Annotated in this window: 16 protein-coding genes; 13 read left to right on the top strand and 3 right to left on the bottom strand. The window is 65.5% G+C overall.

Annotation, left to right across the window (positions count from 1 at the left end; translation table 11 throughout):
* Positions 1–842: 842 nt before the first annotated feature.
* From RXV88_RS02975 to RXV88_RS03035, 13 genes are all read left to right on the top strand, one after another.
* Positions 843–1,622 carry a 23S rRNA (adenine(2030)-N(6))-methyltransferase RlmJ gene (locus RXV88_RS02975; protein ID WP_316290610.1) on the top strand — a complete coding sequence of 260 codons (780 nt, stop codon included), beginning with the start codon at positions 843–845 and terminating at the stop codon, positions 1,620–1,622.
* A 41-nt stretch (positions 1,623–1,663) separates the two neighbouring features.
* Positions 1,664–2,335 carry a hypothetical protein gene (locus RXV88_RS02980; RefSeq protein WP_316290612.1) on the top strand — a complete coding sequence of 224 codons (672 nt, stop codon included), beginning with the start codon at positions 1,664–1,666 and terminating at the stop codon, positions 2,333–2,335.
* A 77-nt stretch (positions 2,336–2,412) separates the two neighbouring features.
* Positions 2,413–2,856 (top strand): TerB family tellurite resistance protein, encoded by a 444-nt coding sequence (locus tag RXV88_RS02985; RefSeq protein WP_316290615.1) that lies wholly within the window; start codon positions 2,413–2,415, stop codon positions 2,854–2,856.
* A 42-nt stretch (positions 2,857–2,898) separates the two neighbouring features.
* Complete coding sequence (locus RXV88_RS02990) at positions 2,899–3,339, top strand: TerB family tellurite resistance protein (RefSeq protein WP_316290617.1); 441 nt, start codon at positions 2,899–2,901, stop codon at positions 3,337–3,339.
* On the top strand, positions 3,336–4,088 hold the full coding sequence (locus RXV88_RS02995; protein WP_316290619.1) for a PhnD/SsuA/transferrin family substrate-binding protein: 753 nt from the start codon (positions 3,336–3,338) through the stop codon (positions 4,086–4,088). The genes RXV88_RS02990 and RXV88_RS02995 overlap by 4 nt, the downstream gene beginning before the upstream one ends.
* A gap of 109 nt (positions 4,089–4,197) precedes the next feature.
* Complete coding sequence (locus RXV88_RS03000) at positions 4,198–4,974, top strand: ABC transporter ATP-binding protein (RefSeq protein ID WP_316290620.1); 777 nt, start codon at positions 4,198–4,200, stop codon at positions 4,972–4,974.
* A 41-nt stretch (positions 4,975–5,015) separates the two neighbouring features.
* The gene (locus tag RXV88_RS03005) at positions 5,016–5,741 is read left to right on the top strand and encodes a transporter substrate-binding domain-containing protein (RefSeq protein ID WP_316290621.1); all 726 of its coding nucleotides are present in this window, start codon (positions 5,016–5,018) and stop codon (positions 5,739–5,741) included.
* Between the two features lie 77 nt (positions 5,742–5,818).
* A complete protein-coding gene (locus tag RXV88_RS03010; protein ID WP_316290832.1) occupies positions 5,819–6,700 on the top strand; it encodes an ABC transporter permease in 882 nt (293 codons plus the stop codon).
* Positions 6,701–6,838: 138 nt separating this feature from the next.
* Entirely contained in the window at positions 6,839–7,645 is an 807-nt protein-coding gene (locus tag RXV88_RS03015) for an ABC transporter permease subunit (RefSeq protein ID WP_316290622.1), read from the top strand.
* 100 nt (positions 7,646–7,745) lie between these two features.
* The gene (locus tag RXV88_RS03020) at positions 7,746–9,092 is read left to right on the top strand and encodes a glutamine synthetase family protein (RefSeq protein WP_316290623.1); all 1,347 of its coding nucleotides are present in this window, start codon (positions 7,746–7,748) and stop codon (positions 9,090–9,092) included.
* A gap of 61 nt (positions 9,093–9,153) precedes the next feature.
* Entirely contained in the window at positions 9,154–9,837 is a 684-nt protein-coding gene (locus tag RXV88_RS03025) for a type 1 glutamine amidotransferase (RefSeq protein ID WP_316290624.1), read from the top strand.
* A complete protein-coding gene (locus tag RXV88_RS03030) occupies positions 9,834–11,198 on the top strand; it encodes a glutamine synthetase family protein (RefSeq protein ID WP_316290625.1) in 1,365 nt (454 codons plus the stop codon). The genes RXV88_RS03025 and RXV88_RS03030 overlap by 4 nt, the downstream gene beginning before the upstream one ends.
* Positions 11,199–11,276: 78 nt before the next feature.
* Positions 11,277–12,581 (top strand): FAD-binding oxidoreductase, encoded by a 1,305-nt coding sequence (locus RXV88_RS03035; protein WP_316290833.1) that lies wholly within the window; start codon positions 11,277–11,279, stop codon positions 12,579–12,581.
* A gap of 5 nt (positions 12,582–12,586) precedes the next feature.
* Here the strand turns inward: RXV88_RS03035 and phaR are convergent, their stop codons facing one another.
* The 3 genes from phaR to RXV88_RS03050 all read right to left on the bottom strand — a co-directional run bounded on the left by phaR (position 12,587) and on the right by RXV88_RS03050 (position 14,901).
* On the bottom strand, positions 12,587–13,132 hold the full coding sequence (gene phaR, locus RXV88_RS03040) for a polyhydroxyalkanoate synthesis repressor PhaR (protein WP_316290626.1): 546 nt from the start codon (positions 13,130–13,132) through the stop codon (positions 12,587–12,589).
* Positions 13,133–13,300: 168 nt separating this feature from the next.
* Positions 13,301–14,245, bottom strand: coding sequence for a ketopantoate reductase family protein (locus tag RXV88_RS03045; RefSeq protein ID WP_316290627.1), 945 nt, complete (start codon positions 14,243–14,245; stop codon positions 13,301–13,303).
* 209 nt (positions 14,246–14,454) lie between these two features.
* Positions 14,455–14,901 (bottom strand): phasin family protein, encoded by a 447-nt coding sequence (locus RXV88_RS03050; protein ID WP_316290834.1) that lies wholly within the window; start codon positions 14,899–14,901, stop codon positions 14,455–14,457.
* Positions 14,902–15,027 lie beyond the last annotated feature (126 nt).

Raw genomic sequence — 15,027 nt, forward strand, 5'->3', positions numbered from 1 at the left:
TCAATGCCCTCGGCACCGCCGAGATCATCCGCGTGGCATGATCTCAGCGGGGAAAGGGGCAATCACGCCTCAAGCCCTAGTTCTGCAACAACGCCCATGGAAAGCATAATCGCAAAGACCGTTGTTAGACTTTTCATTTTGCGCCCTCGTAAATTCCACCAATAATTAACAATATTGTGAACGTCGGAACTAATACAAGCGCTAACGCACGAAGTTTCGCGCAAAATGCATCGAATACATACGGATCATTTCATTCCAAATCGTCTAAAATTCTAAAACAACAAAAATTGTTTGGAGTGGCCGCGAAGGCGACTTAAACCTGTTTCAGCTCGAGGCCGCGCATTGACGGGCCGCGGTGCGGCGATACAACGCCTCTTCTAAAGCCCTTTATCCCAGCCAAATCCGCATAACTTCCGAACGGCGCACCTGGCCCCACCAAATCGCCGTGCCGGGGGGCGGCCCGGCGATGCGCGGCGGCGTCGCGAGCGACGCCTTGATTCCGCGCAGGGCACCCGGTCGATTGGAGTAAGTGCTCTTTGCAACCGACAACGGACATTATCGGGCCGCGGTGCGGCGATCTGACGGTCGGTCTAAATCCCTTTATCCCCGCCACATCCGCAAGACCTCCGAACGGCGCAAGTGGCCCCACCAAATCGCCGTGCCGGGGGGCGGCCCGGCGATGCGCGGCGGCGTCGCGAGCGACGCCTTGATCCCGCGCAGGGCACCCGGTCGATTGGGACGCGTGCTCTGGCTACGATCGGCATGCGGCCTGCGGCCTTGAATCCGAACGGGGCACGCAAACGGCCCTTGCGCGAAGCCATAGGTCGCCGTACCCCCACCCCATGCTGTCCTACCAACACGCCTATCACGCCGGGAACCTTGCGGACGTTCACAAGCACGCTCTTTTGGCGTGGATGCTGGATTACCTCACGCAGAAGCCCAAGCCGCTGACCTATATCGAGACCCATGCCGGGCGGGGGCTTTACGATCTGGGCGGGGCCGAGGCGGTCAAGACCGGAGAGGCGGCGGCGGGGATTGCGCGGCTGCGCGGCGCCTTCGCCCCGGATCACCCCTATGCCCGCGCGCTGAGCGCCATCGCCATAGCGCATGGCGCGCAGGCCTATCCCGGCTCGCCGCTGATCGCGGCGACGCTCTTGCGCGACATCGACAGCCTGCACCTGGCCGAGCTGCACCCGGCCGAGCACGCCGCACTGAGCGCAGTGCCCTGGCCGCGCAAGGTGCAGATCCACCGGCAGGACGGGTTCGAGATGGCCCAGGCGCTCTGCCCGCCGACGCCGCGAAGGGGGCTGATGCTGATCGACCCCTCCTACGAGGTAAAGGACGACTACGCGCGCCTGCCCAAGACGCTGCAGCAGATCCATCGCAAGTGGAACGTCGGGATCCTGTGCCTCTGGTATCCAATCCTGACCTCCGGCGCGCATCAAGACATGCTGGCGCGCCTGACGGCCGCCTTCCCCGGTGCGCTGCGCCACGAGGTCGGCTTCCCCCCGGTGCGCGAGGGACACCGGATGACCGGCAGCGGCCTGTTCGTGGTGAACCCGCCCTACGGGCTGGATCACGAATCGGAGACCCTGGGCAAAGTCTTTAAAACGCTCGACTAATTTGTCTAAGCCAATCGGGCCCTGCGCAGTACACTCGGCCCATGCGTGTGCTTTTCGCCTTTCTTCTGATGACCCAGCAGGCCCTGGCCTGCGACGCCCCGGTCTGCGAGGTGCCGCAGGACAGCCTGCGGTTCACCCGTGACATCACCTTCGACGCCCTGCCCTCGGGCTTGGGCGTGGGGCGCGAGCTGGACGGGATCGTCGACGAGAGCGGCGCGCGGTTCGGGCGGTATTTCAGCGGGCAGGTGCTTGAGACGGTCGGCACCTTCGACCGCGCCAACGGCACGCCGACGCAGCCGCTGGCGCTGATGGCGGGCGGCAAGGGGCACAACCTGGGCGCGATGCGGCTTTACGGCACCAACATTCTGCACGGGCACGGGCCCCGTGGCTTTCCGAACCCCGACGCGGTGGGCGAGGGCACCATCGCCGTGCTCTTCGACCGCGACCAGCCTGCGCTGGCCTTCGACATCGTGGGCGGCGAGCGGGGCAGCGCCGTGGTCACGTTTCTGAACCGCGCGGGCGGCGTCCTGCACCGGCTGGCCCTGTCCGAGCTGAGCGAGGCCACCTACACCTTTGAGCGGCGCGGCAGGATCCCCGACATCGCCGGCCTGCTGATCGAAAACGACGACCCCGAAGGGATCGGCATCGACAACCTGCGGTTCGAGTTCGACGAACTGATGGGCGCCTTGCCGCAGCCGCGCGGCGCCGGGTGACCGTTCAACGGTGAAATTCCCCCTATCGCCTGCCGCCGGAGCCTCTATTCTGTGTCCATCGGAACAGGGGTCACCAGATGTTCGAACGCCTCAAGTCATTCTTTCACCGCAAGGCCCCGCCAGCGACCCCGCTGCCCGAGCCCGACGCGCGGCTGGCGCTGGGGACGATCCTGGTGCGGGTGGCCCTGGTCGACGACAGCTATCTCTTTGAAGAGGTGAAACAAATCGACCGTATCCTGGCCGCGGCCTACGATCTGACACCGCTCGAGGCGGCGAAGATGCGCGCCACCTGCGAACGGCTGGCCTTCGAGCTGCCGAAGCAGGCCGATCTGGCCGCCAAGGTCCGCGAAGGCGTGTCCTACGAACACCGGCTGGAAAAGGCCGATGCGCTCTGGCGGGTGGCGCTGGCGGACGGGATCGCGGATGCGCGCGAAACCGAGCTGGTCGAGCTGATCGAAACCCAGCTGGGCATCACCCCCGAGGATCAGGAGACCGCGCGCCGGGCGGCGATGGGGCAATAGGCCCGCATTGCCGGGCTGCCGAAAACAATTATATGCAGACGCATGTTCGGAGAATTCATCAAACGGCTCACGCAGCCCGATCCCGCCCCCCTGCCCGATGACGACGCGCGTCTGGCCATGACCGCGCTGCTGGTGCGCGTGGCGCGCACCGACGGCCATTACGACCCCGAAGAGGCCGCGCGCATCGACCGTATCGCCGCCGCCCGCTATGGGCTGAGCGACACCGAGGCGCAGGCGCTGCGCCGGGACGCCGAGGCGCTTGAGGCCGAGGCCCCCGATACCGTCCGCTTTACCCGCGCGATCAAGGACGCGGTCGCCTACGAGGACCGCATCGGCGTGATCGAGGCGCTCTGGCAGGTGGTGCTGGCCGACGACGTGCGCGAGGCCGAGGAAGACGCGCTGCTGCGGCTGGTGTCCAACCTGCTGGGGATCAACGATCGTGACAGCGCCCTGGCCCGCCAGCGGGTCGCGGCGCGGGGATGATCGCCAGCCTGCCGATGTACTGGCGGGCCGAGACCGCCGACGCCTGGCAAGCCCTCTGGACCCGCGCCTCTGCGGAGCGCGCGGGCTGGCCGCAAAAGCTTTTGCCACCCGAGGCTCTGGGCGACCTTGCGGGTCACTGGACATCGCCGGATTTGCTGGTGTCGCAGACCTGCGGCCTGCCCTTCCGCAGCGCCCTGCGCGGGCGGGTGCGCTATGTGGCGACGCCGGATTTCGCGCTGCCGGGCAGCCCGCCGGGATATTACCGGTCGGTTGCGGTGATGCGGCGCGGCGACCGGCGCGGCTGGGACGAACTGCGGCTGGCCTATAATGGCGGCGACAGCCAGTCGGGCTGGGCCGCCGCCGTCGAGGCCTTCGCGGCGCGCAACCTGCCCCTGCCCCGGTCGAGACTGCACAGCGGCGCGCACGCGGCCTCGGCCCGGGCGGTGGCCGAGAACCGCGCGGATCTCGCCTTTATCGACGCGGTGACCTGGCGCCTGATCGAGCGTTTCGATTCGGTCGCGGCCCGCCTGGAGGTGGTTCACGAAACCGCTCCGACCCCGGGTCTGCCGCTGATCACCGGCCAGCCCGGCCAGGCGCCGGCCCTGCGCGAGGCGCTCGGCGACGCGATTCGCAGCCTGCCGGACGCGTCGCGGGCGGCGCTTGGCGGCCTGTCGGGGCTCTGCGTCCTGCCCGAGGCGCGCTATCTGGAGATGCCTTTGCCCCCGCCCGTCACCGCCGAAACGGCCTAACCTTTGGTCAATATCGCAACTTCAGGTCGATTTCCGCCCTTTTGCACGTTGCATTGACCACGGTATTCGCCCCATTCTGCCGCCCAGCCGCATCGAAAAAGAGTTGCCAGTGACTTCCGACACTCCGGTCATCGCCATCCGCAATCTGCACAAGTGCTACGGCGCGCTCGAAGTGCTCAAGGGCGTCGACATCACCGCCCGCCGCGGCGACGTGGTGTCGCTGATCGGCTCGTCCGGTTCGGGAAAGTCCACGCTGCTGCGCTGCGCCAACCTGCTCGAGGACAGCCAGCAGGGCGATATCCTGTTCAAGGGCGAGCCCGTGGCCTGGCGCGGCGAAGGCATGACCCGCCGTCCGGGCGACGCCAAGCAGGTGCTGCGCATTCGCACCAATCTGTCGATGGTGTTTCAGCAGTTCAACCTCTGGTCGCACCTGACGATCCTGCAAAACGTCATGGAGGCCCCGGTCACCGTGCTGGGCCGCGATCAGGCCGAGGTAGAGCAGGCCGCGCGCGGCTATCTCGACAAGGTGGGCATCGGTGACAAATGCGATGTCTACCCCGCGCAGCTTTCGGGCGGGCAGCAACAGCGCGCCGCGATCGCCCGCGCGCTCTGCATGGAGCCCGAGGCGCTGCTTTTCGACGAACCCACCAGCGCGCTCGATCCCGAGCTGGAGCAGGAAGTGATAAAGGTTATCAAGGACCTGGCGATCGAGGGCCGGACAATGCTGATCGTCACCCACGACATGAAGCTGGCCGCCGATGTCAGCGATCACGTCGTGTTCCTGCACAAGGGGCTGATCGAAGAGGAGGGGCCACCCAAGACGCTCTTCGGCGCACCGAAATCCGAACGGTTGCAGGGGTTCCTGCGGTCGACCGTTCACGTCTAAGGCGGGCCCGGCCCGTCGCAACTTCAGGGAGAACCACAAAAATGAAGAAAATCCTTCTCGCCACGGCGGCGTTCGCCGTCTCCGCCTCGATGGCGATGGCGGCAAGCCACGCCGTCATCCGCATGGGCACCGAGGGCGCCTACCCTCCGTGGAACTTCCTCAACGACGCGGGCGAAGTGGACGGGTTCGAGCGCGAGCTGGGCGACGAGCTGTGCGCGCGCGCCGAGCTGAACTGCGAATGGGTGACCAACGACTGGGATTCGATCATTCCGAACCTCGTCAGCGGCAACTACGATGTGATCATCGCGGGCATGTCGATCACCGACGAGCGCGACGAGGTCATCGACTTCACCCAGGCTTACACGCCGCCCGATCCCTCGGCCTACGTCGGCGCCGCCGAAGGCATTGACGTCGAGAACGGCGTGATCGCCGCGCAGACCGGCACGCTGCAGGCCGGCTATATCGCCGCAAGCGGCAGCGCCACGCTGATGGAATTCGCCACGCCCGAGGAAACCATCTCGGCCGTGCGCAACGGCGAGGCGGACGCGGTGCTGGCCGACAAGTCGTTCCTCAGCGCGATCGTCGACGAAGACCCGGGCCTGATGTTCGTCGGCCCCGACGTGCCGCTGGGCGGCGGCGTGGGCATGGGCATCCGCGAAAGCGACGCCGAACTGCGCGCCAAGTTCGACGCGGCGATCGAGTCGATGAAGGCCGACGGCAGCCTGAACGCGCTGATCACCAAGTGGGAAGTGTCGTCCAACTTCTGATTCTGTGCGGGGGCCGGTCCACCGGCCCCCGTTCACAATGACCAACGTCCCCGCCGACACCCGCCCGGAGCCGCGCAATTTTCAGCTTTTGCTCAGATCCCGACACGCTCGCCACATTTCAGTGGATGCTGTGTTACCTGACGACCGGCAAGCACATGGCGCTTTACTGGTCGGTGGGCACGGTGCTGCTGCTGCTGGCCATCACCGCGCCGCTGGCGCTGGCCTTTGGTTTCGGCGGGGCGGCCTTGGCGCGCGGGCGCATCGCGCCGCTGCGCTGGATCGGCAAGGCCTACATCGCCATCGTGCGCGGCGTGCCGGATATCGCGTTTTTCCTGTTCTTCGTGATCGCGCTGGACCAGGCTTTCGAATGGATGCGCCACAAGGTGAAATGCCCCGACTGGGATCAGCCGATCCGGCAGGGCAACGATTTCGTGGTCTGCGACGCCGCCAAGCTGCCGCTGGGCAACGCGCCGCAATGGGTGCATGAAACCTACGGCTTTTCGCTGGCGGTGCTGACCTTTGCCATCGTCTTTGGCGCCTTCGCCGCCAACGTGCTGTTCGGCGCCATGCGCGCGGTGCCGCGCGCGCAGCTGGAAACCGCCGAGGCCTATGGCATGACCCCGCGCCAGACCTTCTGGCGCATTCTCGTGCCGCAGATGTGGGTCTTTGCGCTGCCCGGGCTTTCGAACCTCTGGATGGTGCTGATCAAGGCCACGCCGCTGCTGTTTCTGCTGGGGGTCGAGGACATCGTCTATTGGGCGCGCGAGCTGGGCGGCACCAAGACCGCGCGCTTCACAGATTACCCGCATGGCGACTGGCGGATGTGGTACTTTCTGGCGCTTTTGGTGTTCTACCTGCTGTTCACCAAGGTCTCGGAGGTGGTGCTGGACCGGATCATGGCGCGCCTGACCCATGGTCAGGCCACCGTGGCGGGCGAAGCGCAGAGGAAAGCGGCATGATTGCGGGTTCGGATCGCGGATTGGTGCGCGGACCAGAGTGGGGACTGGGGCTCCGCCGTCGCCATTGTCGCTCGGACCAATGGCGCGCCAATGGCGACCCCCGGAGTATTTTTGCCAAGAAGAAGATAGGGACCTGATTTGAGCTGTTGGGAGACTCTTGCGGATTACGGACTGCGCTCGCTGGGGATCGGCGAGCGGCTGTTGCCGCGCGAGGATTTCACGCTTTGCCAGCAGGTGGTCCTGATCGGCTCGGGCATGATCTGGAACGTTTATTTCGGCGTGCTGGCGCTGATGACGGGCTTTTTCCTGGCCACGGCGGTGGCGCTTGGCAAGGCGTCGTCGCATCGCGGGCTGCGCAAGCTCAGCGAATGGTTCATCTTCATCTTCCGCGGCTCGCCGCTCTTTATCCAGTTCTTCTTTGCCTATTTCCTGTTCCTGTCGCTCAAGTCGGTGTCGCCGGTCTTTGACGTTTTCACCTCGGCCTGGCTGGGGGCGCTGGTGGTGCTGTTCCTGAACACCGCCGCCTATTCCGGCGAGATTTTCTACGGCGCGCTTCTGTCGGTGCCCAAGGGCGATATCGAGGCGGCGGACGCTTATGGGCTGACCGGCTGGCCGCGGTTCCGGCGGATCGTCTGGCCGACGATGCTGCGGCTGGCCTGGCCGGCCTATACCAACGAGGCGATCTTTCTCTTTCACGCCACGACGCTGGTCTATTTCAGCGGGTTCCCCGCCCTGCAGCAGCGAGGCGACGCGCTCTATTACGCGAATTACTTCGCCGACAAGACCTTTAACCCCTTCGTGCCCTACCCCATCCTCGCGGGTTTTTTCATCCTGCTGACGCTGGTGATCCTGGCGCTTTTCGGGTTGGTCAACAGACGGCTTAACCGGCATCTGCCGCAAGAGGCGCGGGCGCGTCTGCGCTTTCGTCCCAACCTTCTGCGCTGATAGGGCTGGGCCGCGCGCGGGCGGCCCACCTTTCCGCTTGCAAGCCCCCCGTCCGGCCCGCTATCCATAATTTGATCAAATTATCCGGCCGAGGCCCCCGATGAATTCCGCCACCAAGAACTGGCTGCGCAAGAACCCGCAGGTGCGCACGATCCGCGTCGCCGCCGCCGACCTCAACGGTCAGCCGCGCGGCAAGAGGGTGCCCGCGCGCTTTGCCGACAAGGTGGTCGAGGACGGCACCCGTTTTCCGCTGTCGGTGATGAACCTCGACATCTGGGGCGAGGATATCGACGACAGCCCGCTGGTCTTCGACAGCGGCGACCGCGACGGCGTGCTGCGGCCCACCGACCGGGGATTCGTGCCGATGCCCTGGCTCGAGGCGCCGACGGCGCTGCTGCCGATCTGGATGTTCCGCGACGATGGCCGCCCCTATGACGGCGACCCGCGCCATGCGCTGCGCCAGGTTGTCGCGCGCTACAGGAACGCCGGTCTGACCCCGGTGGTCGCGGTCGAGCTGGAGTTCTTTCTGATCGACGACAGCGGCAAGAACCTTCAGGTGCCGATCAGCCCGCGCAGCCACAAGCGGCGCAAGGCCGCCGAGGTCATGTCGATCCGGGCGCTGGATGCCTTCGACACGTTCTTCACCGATCTCTACGACGCCTGCGAGGCGATGGACATCCCCGCCGACACCGCCATTTCCGAGGCCGGGCTGGGCCAGTTCGAGATCAACCTGATGCATCAGGACGACGCCCTGCGCGCGGCTGACGATGCCTGGCTGTTCAAGATGCTGGTCAAGGGGCTGGCGCGGCGGCATGGCTTTGCCGCCTCGTTCATGGCCAAGCCCTATCAGGATTATCCGGGATCGGGGCTGCACACGCATTTTTCCGTGCTGGATTCCGAGGGCCGCAACATCTTCGACGATGGCGGGCCGCGCGGGACGGATGCGCTGCGCCACGCGGTCGGCGGCTGTATCGAGGCGATGTACGACAGCGCGCTGATCTTCGCCCCGCATCTCAATTCCTACGACCGGCTGGTGCCCGAAAGCCACGCGCCCACCGGCATCTGCTGGGCCTACGAGAACCGCACGGCGGCGATCCGGGTGCCCAGCGGCAACCCAGCCGCGCGTCGGATCGAGCACCGCGTCGCAGGCGGCGACGTGAACCCCTATCTGATGCTGGCAGCCATTCTGGGCGCGGCGCTGAACGGGATCGAGGACAAGGCCGAGCCGCCCGAACCGATCACCGGCAACGCCTATGCGCTGGACCTGCCGCGCATTCCGGCGTCGTGGAGCACGGCCATCGATGCCTTTGAGCAGAGCGCCATCGTGGCGCGCCTCTTCCCCGACGAGCTGATCCGCAACCTGGTGCTGACCAAACGGCAAGAGGTCTTCTACATGGCCGAGCTGGAGCCCCCCGAGCAGGTGGAAATCTATCTCGACACGGTGTGACACCCTTGTCCGCCCCGCCCTGTCCTCATACCTACACCCCATATCAACCATCTGGTGAACCATGAAAATCGGGATCCTGCAGACCGGCCATGTGGCGGAGACGCTTGTCCCCATAAACGGCGACTACCCCGAGATCTTCGCGCGGTTCCTTTCGGGGCGCGGTCTGAGTTTTGACAATTACGCGGTGTGCGACGGGGTCTTCCCCGCTGGCCCCGACGCGGCCGAAGGCTGGCTGATCACCGGCTCGAAATTCGGCGCCTACGAGGATCACGACTGGATCCCGCCGCTGGAGGCCCTGATCCGCGACATCCATGCTGCGCGGCTGCCGATGATCGGAGTGTGCTTTGGGCATCAGATCATCGCGCAGGCGCTTGGCGGACGGGTCGAGAAATTCAAGGGCGGCTGGTCGGTTGGCGCGGTCAGCTATCCGATTAACGGCGGGCAGGTGACGCTCAATGCCTGGCATCAGGACCAGGTGGTCGAGCTGCCCACGGGCGCGGAGGTTGTGTCCTCGACCGATTTCTGCGCCAATGCGGCCTTGCTTTACGACGACCGGATCTTCACCATTCAGCCACATCCGGAGATCGACCGGACCTATATCGAAGGCTTGCTGGAGGTGCGCGCCCCCGGCGTCGTGCCCGAAGAGCAGCGGCAAGCGGCGCTGCGCGCGCTGGACACGCCCACAGACAGCGAAAAGCTGGCCGCGATGTTCGCGCGGTTCTTTACCGAAAGGCGCATCGCATGAGCGACGACTGGATGAGCAACCTGCCGGCCCCGGCGCTGGCGTTTCTGGAAAACCGGCGGCTCGACGAGGTGGAATGCATCATCTCGGACCTGCCGGGCATCGCGCGCGGCAAGGCGGTGCCTGCGTCGAAATTCGCGCGGCAGCAGTATTTCTACCTGCCCGATTCGATCTTCTTTCAGACCATCACCGGCGATTGGGGCGAGGCCGCGGACGAAGACGAAGGATTCATAGAGCGCGACATGCAGCTGAAGCCGGACATGAGCACGGCGACGGCCGCGCCCTGGACCGGCGACTGGACGCTGCAGGTGATCCACGACGCCTACGACCGCAAGGGCCGGCCCGTGCCTTACGCGCCGCGCAACGTGCTGAAACGGGTATGCGAGCTTTACCACGCGCAAGGCTGGAAGCCGGTCGTGGCGCCGGAGATGGAGTTCTTTCTGGTCGCACGCAACATCGACCCGGCCAAGGATATCGAGCCGATGATGGGCCGCTCGGGCCGGCCCGCCGCCGCGCGGCAGGCCTATTCGATGACCGCCGTGGACGAATTCGGCCCCGTGATCGACGACATCTACGATTTCGCCGAAGCCCAGGGCTTCGAGATCGATGGCATCACACAGGAAGGCGGCGCAGGGCAGCTGGAGATCAACCTGCGCCACGGCGACCCGGTGAAACTGGCCGACGAGGTGTTCTATTTCAAGCGGCTGATCCGCGAGGCGGCGCTGCGGCACGATTGCTTTGCCACCTTCATGGCCAAGCCCATTGCCGACGAGCCCGGCAGCGCGATGCATATCCACCATTCGGTGCTGGATCTTGAGACCGGGCGCAACATCTTCTCGGGGCCGCAGGGCGGCGAGACGGATGCGTTCTTTCACTTCATCGGCGGGCTGCAGACGCATCTTCCCTCGGTGATCGCCATGCTGGCGCCCTACGTCAACAGCTACCGGCGCTACGTCAAGGATCACGCAGCCCCCATCAATCTGGAGTGGGGCCGCGACAACCGCACCACGGGCATCCGCATCCCGCTGTCCGGCCCCGAAAGCCGAAGGGTCGAGAACCGGCTGGCGGGGATGGATTGCAACCCCTATCTGGGGATCGCGGCGTCGCTGGCCTGCGGCTATCTGGGGCTGATGGAGGAACGCCGCCCGTCCAGGCAGTTCCGCGGCGATGCCTATGAGGGCGAAGGCGATATCCCGCGGGTGCTGGGCCAGGCGCTCGATCTTTTCGACGCGGCGGCGCCGTTGCACGAGCTGCTGGGGCCGGACTTCGCCCGGGTCTATTCGATCGTGAAACGCACCGAATACGAAGAATTCCTGTCGGTGATCTCGCCCTGGGAGCGGGAGCATCTTTTGTTGAACGTCTGAGCCTTCTGGCGGGCGCCGGGGGGCCAGCCCCCCGGACCCCCCGGGATATTTATGGATCAATGAAACATGGGGGCCTCATTGGACCTTTTGTTTTCCAATGACCGGCGGGGGGAGTATCCCGACAGCTGGTATGCGGCGACTGCCGAGCCGCTGGCCCCTTTTCCGCCGCTCGGCGGAGAGACGCGGGCGGATGTGTGCATCGTCGGAGGCGGCTACACCGGGCTGTCGGCGGCGCTGCATCTGGCGGAGGCGGGCGTGGACGTTGTGCTGCTCGAGGCGCATCGGGTGGGCTTTGGCGCATCGGGGCGCAACGGCGGGCAGCTGGGGTCGGGCCAGCGGGTCGACCAGATGGCGCTGGAGAGGATGGCCGGGCCGGAGGCGGCGCGGCGGCTTTGGCAGATGGGCGACGACGCCAAGGCGCTGGTGCGCGGGCTGATCGAGCGGCACGGTATCGCGTGTGAGCTGAAGGATGGCGTGGCCTGGGCCGGGTCGAGCCAGGCCGAGGTCCGGGAGCTGCACGACTACGCGGATCACCTGCGCGAGCGGTACGGCTATGAGGCGATCGAGGTTCTGGACCGCGAGGCCTTTCACGCGCTCTGCCCATCGCCGGATTACCGGGGCGGGATCCTGGACATGGGGGCGGCGCATCTGCATCCGCTGCGCCTGGCGCTGGGGCTGGCGCGGGCGGCTGCGGCGGCCGGGGCGCGTATTCACGAGCGGGCGCATGTGCATCACATCGAAGAGGGCCGCGAGATCGTCATACGCACCGATGCGGGGCGGGTGCGCGCGGACCATCTGATCCTGGCCTGCAACGGCTATCTGGGCGGGCTGAACCGCCGGGTGGCGGCGCGCGTCATGCCGATCAACAATTTCATCGTCGCCACCGAGCCGCTGGGCACGCGCGCGGCAGAGGTGCTGACCCGCGACGTCGCGGTGGCGGATTCGCGGTTCGTGGTGAATTACTTTCGCCTCAGCCATGACAAGCGCCTGCTGTTCGGCGGCGGCGAGAGCTATGGCTACCGCTTTCCGCGCGACATCCGCGCGGTCGTGTCGAAACCCCTGCTGACGGTCTTTCCGGCGCTGCGTGATGTGGCGCTGGACTATGCCTGGGGCGGCACGCTGGCGATTACGATGAAGCGGATGCCCTACCTCACCCGGCCCGCGGCCAACATCCTGAGCGCCTCGGGCTATTCCGGTCACGGCGTGGGCAATGCGGTGCAGGCGGGCAAGCTGATGGCCGAGGCGATCCGCGGCCGGTCGGAGGGGTTCGACACGATGGCGGCGATCCCGGCCACGCCCTTCCCCGGAGGTGCGGCGCTGCGCACGCCTCTGCTGGCGCTGGCGATGAGCTGGTACGCGATGCGCGACCGGATCGGCGTCTAGCCGGGTTATTTGCCCATCTTGTTCAGCTTGGTCTGAAGTTCGGCCAGCTGTTTCTTGATCGCATCGAGATCCTCGCCCTCGCCGCCCTCGGCGTCGGGGGCGGAGGTCTTGCCCGGCATCGCGGCGGTCATCGCCTTGAGAAAGGCCTCTTGCTGGGCCTGCATCGCCTCGAACCCGGGGATCTTGGCCATCGGGTTGATCTGGTTCATGTTCTCGACCCATTTCGACTGGCCGTCGCGGAACATCTCGAAACTGGCGGCGAGGAACTGCGGCACCACGCTGGTGGCCTGGGTGGTATAGCTGCGCACCAGATCTGTAAGCACGTTGATCGGCAGCACCGATTCGCCGCGGCTTTCGTGATCGGCGACGATCTGCAGCAGATACTGGCGGGTCAGGTCGTCGCCGGATTTCAGATCGACGATCTTGACCTCGCGCCCGTCGCGGATGAACCCCGAGATATCCTCCAGCGTGACGTAATCGCTGGTTTCGGTGTTGTAGAGCCGGCGGCTGGCGTAGCGCTTGATCAGCAGGGGTTTCTCGGTCTCAGCCACGGGTTCCCTCCCAAGAATGCAGCGGTGCAGCAAAGCTTATGCTGTCGCTGCAAAAAAGAAAAGCCTGAGGGTGCGGCACGGGACAATGTGGCCCGACGCACGGTTCACCAAATTCTGAGGCATCACTGGGGCGCGCGGCGCTATGGGGGCCATGGCCGTGGGACTGGACTAGATCGCAATCGAGGAAGCCGTTCCAGGACACCCGTTCTTGAAGGGTTGGAGTGCTGCGCGGAACACCTCGTGGATCGGGGTCGGAACCCCGTGCTCGCGCCCCAGACGCACCACGTCCCCGCTCAGGTAGTCGACCTCGAGCCGCTTACCGGCGTTCAGGTCGTCGAGCATTGAGGCATGCATCGTGTCGGGCAGGTTGTCGAGGTTCTTCCAGGCGATCTCGACCATCCCCTCCGGAAGGTCCGGCACTACGGCACGGCCGACCCGTTCGGTTTCGTGCATCGCGGCAAGGAACAGCGCCTGGCTGTCCGGATTGCTACGCAGCGGACCGATGTCGAGCCGCGTCAGCGTCGTCAGGCCGGCGAGCGCGGCCTGCGAGATGAACTTCTGCCAAAGGTCGTGAAGAATGTTCTCAGGGACCACAGCCGTCGCCCCCGCCTCGCGCAGCGCATCGCGGAACCGTACGATCCTGGATGTCACCCGGCCGTCCGTTTCGCCGAACGAAAGACCGTCCCACATGGCCGAGTGGTTGATGACACCGGGCTCTGGCACATCGGCCGGGATGCGCGCCACACCCGGAACGACGCGCCCGGCCCCAATAACAGCGCCCAGTCGTTGATGGGCGCTGACCCCGTTCTGGCAGGTGATCACCATCGTTTCCGCCCCAAGCATCGGCGCAATCGCCCGCGCCCCGCTTTCGACGTCGTAGTTCTTGACCATGAACAGGATCACATCGACCGGCCCGACCGTGGCCGGATCGTCGGTCGCTGCCATCTCGGGCAGGTGCAGGTCGCCACGCGGGCTTCGTATCTTCAATCCCCGCTCGCGGATCGCCGCAAGATGTGGCCCGCGAGCGATCAAAGCCACATCGTTACCCGCAGCGGCCAGACGCCCGCCGAAGTAACCTCCGAGAGCACCTGCCCCCATCACCGCGATCCTCATGCTTTTCTCCAGCCCGCCATTCTGTCGCGAACTTAACATGGGTCATGATGGTTGCCGACTCTTCGCGATGCCGGGAACCGTAGTGGCCTTGTCCGCAGAACTGACCTGCGCAAAAGAAAAAGGCGGGTTCCGAAGAACCCGCCTAGCGGTTGCGCCAGTTTGGGAGGAGAGCGCGCAAATCCGTATCGGTTGGCCAGAAGCCAGCCGCCTTACTTGGCGGTTGCGGCTTTCTTGGCGGCCGTGGTCACGTCGGCGGTTGCCTTCTTGACGGCTGCGGTCGCGTCTTCGGACATGTCCTTGCCGGCTGCCATCATCAGTTCGACGGTGTCCATCTGAACCTTCTTGGCGATTTCGGCGAAGGCGGCCATGTTTTCGGCTGCCACTTCGGCCTGAGCCGATGCGAAGTCGGTCATCGCCTTGGCGTAGTCGGCCGGGTCTGCCTTTGCTTTCGACATGTCGGCGATCTTGGCGAGCGTGTCTTTGGTCCACTTGGCCGAGATCTCGGTCGACTTTTCAGCCGCTTCGAGAGCAACGTGGCTCAGCTTTTCGTTCAGCGTTGCAGTGGTCTTGAACGCGTCGTCCATGGCTTTGGTGTCCACGGGGAATGCGCCCATCATGTCTTTCATGACTGCGGTGAAATCTTGGGTCTTTGCCATTTCAAGTTCCTTTCGGGTGCTTCGCGGGAGCGTCCCGCGTTGTGTTGTTCTGACGACAATATGCACGCTGCAGCGCAGCATTTCAAGGGAAAATGCTGCGCCGCGGCAAAAATGTCCGAAAGGGAC

The sequence above is a fragment of the Aestuariicoccus sp. MJ-SS9 genome (genome assembly GCF_032586235.1).
Classification (GTDB): Bacteria; Pseudomonadota; Alphaproteobacteria; order Rhodobacterales; family Rhodobacteraceae; genus Aestuariicoccus.

What these genes read in the sequence shown, in the direction of transcription:
- RXV88_RS02975 (WP_316290610.1), top strand. Translation starts at nt 843, where the DNA reads ATGCTGTCCTACCAACACGCCTATCACGCCGGGAACCTTGCGGACGTT.
- RXV88_RS02980 (WP_316290612.1), top strand. Translation starts at nt 1,664, where the DNA reads ATGCGTGTGCTTTTCGCCTTTCTTCTGATGACCCAGCAGGCCCTGGCC.
- RXV88_RS02985 (WP_316290615.1), top strand. Translation starts at nt 2,413, where the DNA reads ATGTTCGAACGCCTCAAGTCATTCTTTCACCGCAAGGCCCCGCCAGCG.
- RXV88_RS02990 (WP_316290617.1), top strand. Translation starts at nt 2,899, where the DNA reads ATGTTCGGAGAATTCATCAAACGGCTCACGCAGCCCGATCCCGCCCCC.
- RXV88_RS02995 (WP_316290619.1), top strand. Translation starts at nt 3,336, where the DNA reads ATGATCGCCAGCCTGCCGATGTACTGGCGGGCCGAGACCGCCGACGCC.
- RXV88_RS03005 (WP_316290621.1), top strand. Translation starts at nt 5,016, where the DNA reads ATGAAGAAAATCCTTCTCGCCACGGCGGCGTTCGCCGTCTCCGCCTCG.
- RXV88_RS03020 (WP_316290623.1), top strand. Translation starts at nt 7,746, where the DNA reads ATGAATTCCGCCACCAAGAACTGGCTGCGCAAGAACCCGCAGGTGCGC.
- RXV88_RS03025 (WP_316290624.1), top strand. Translation starts at nt 9,154, where the DNA reads ATGAAAATCGGGATCCTGCAGACCGGCCATGTGGCGGAGACGCTTGTC.
- RXV88_RS03030 (WP_316290625.1), top strand. Translation starts at nt 9,834, where the DNA reads ATGAGCGACGACTGGATGAGCAACCTGCCGGCCCCGGCGCTGGCGTTT.
- RXV88_RS03045 (WP_316290627.1), bottom strand. Translation starts at nt 14,245, where the DNA reads ATGAGGATCGCGGTGATGGGGGCAGGTGCTCTCGGAGGTTACTTCGGC.
- RXV88_RS03050 (WP_316290834.1), bottom strand. Translation starts at nt 14,901, where the DNA reads ATGGCAAAGACCCAAGATTTCACCGCAGTCATGAAAGACATGATGGGC.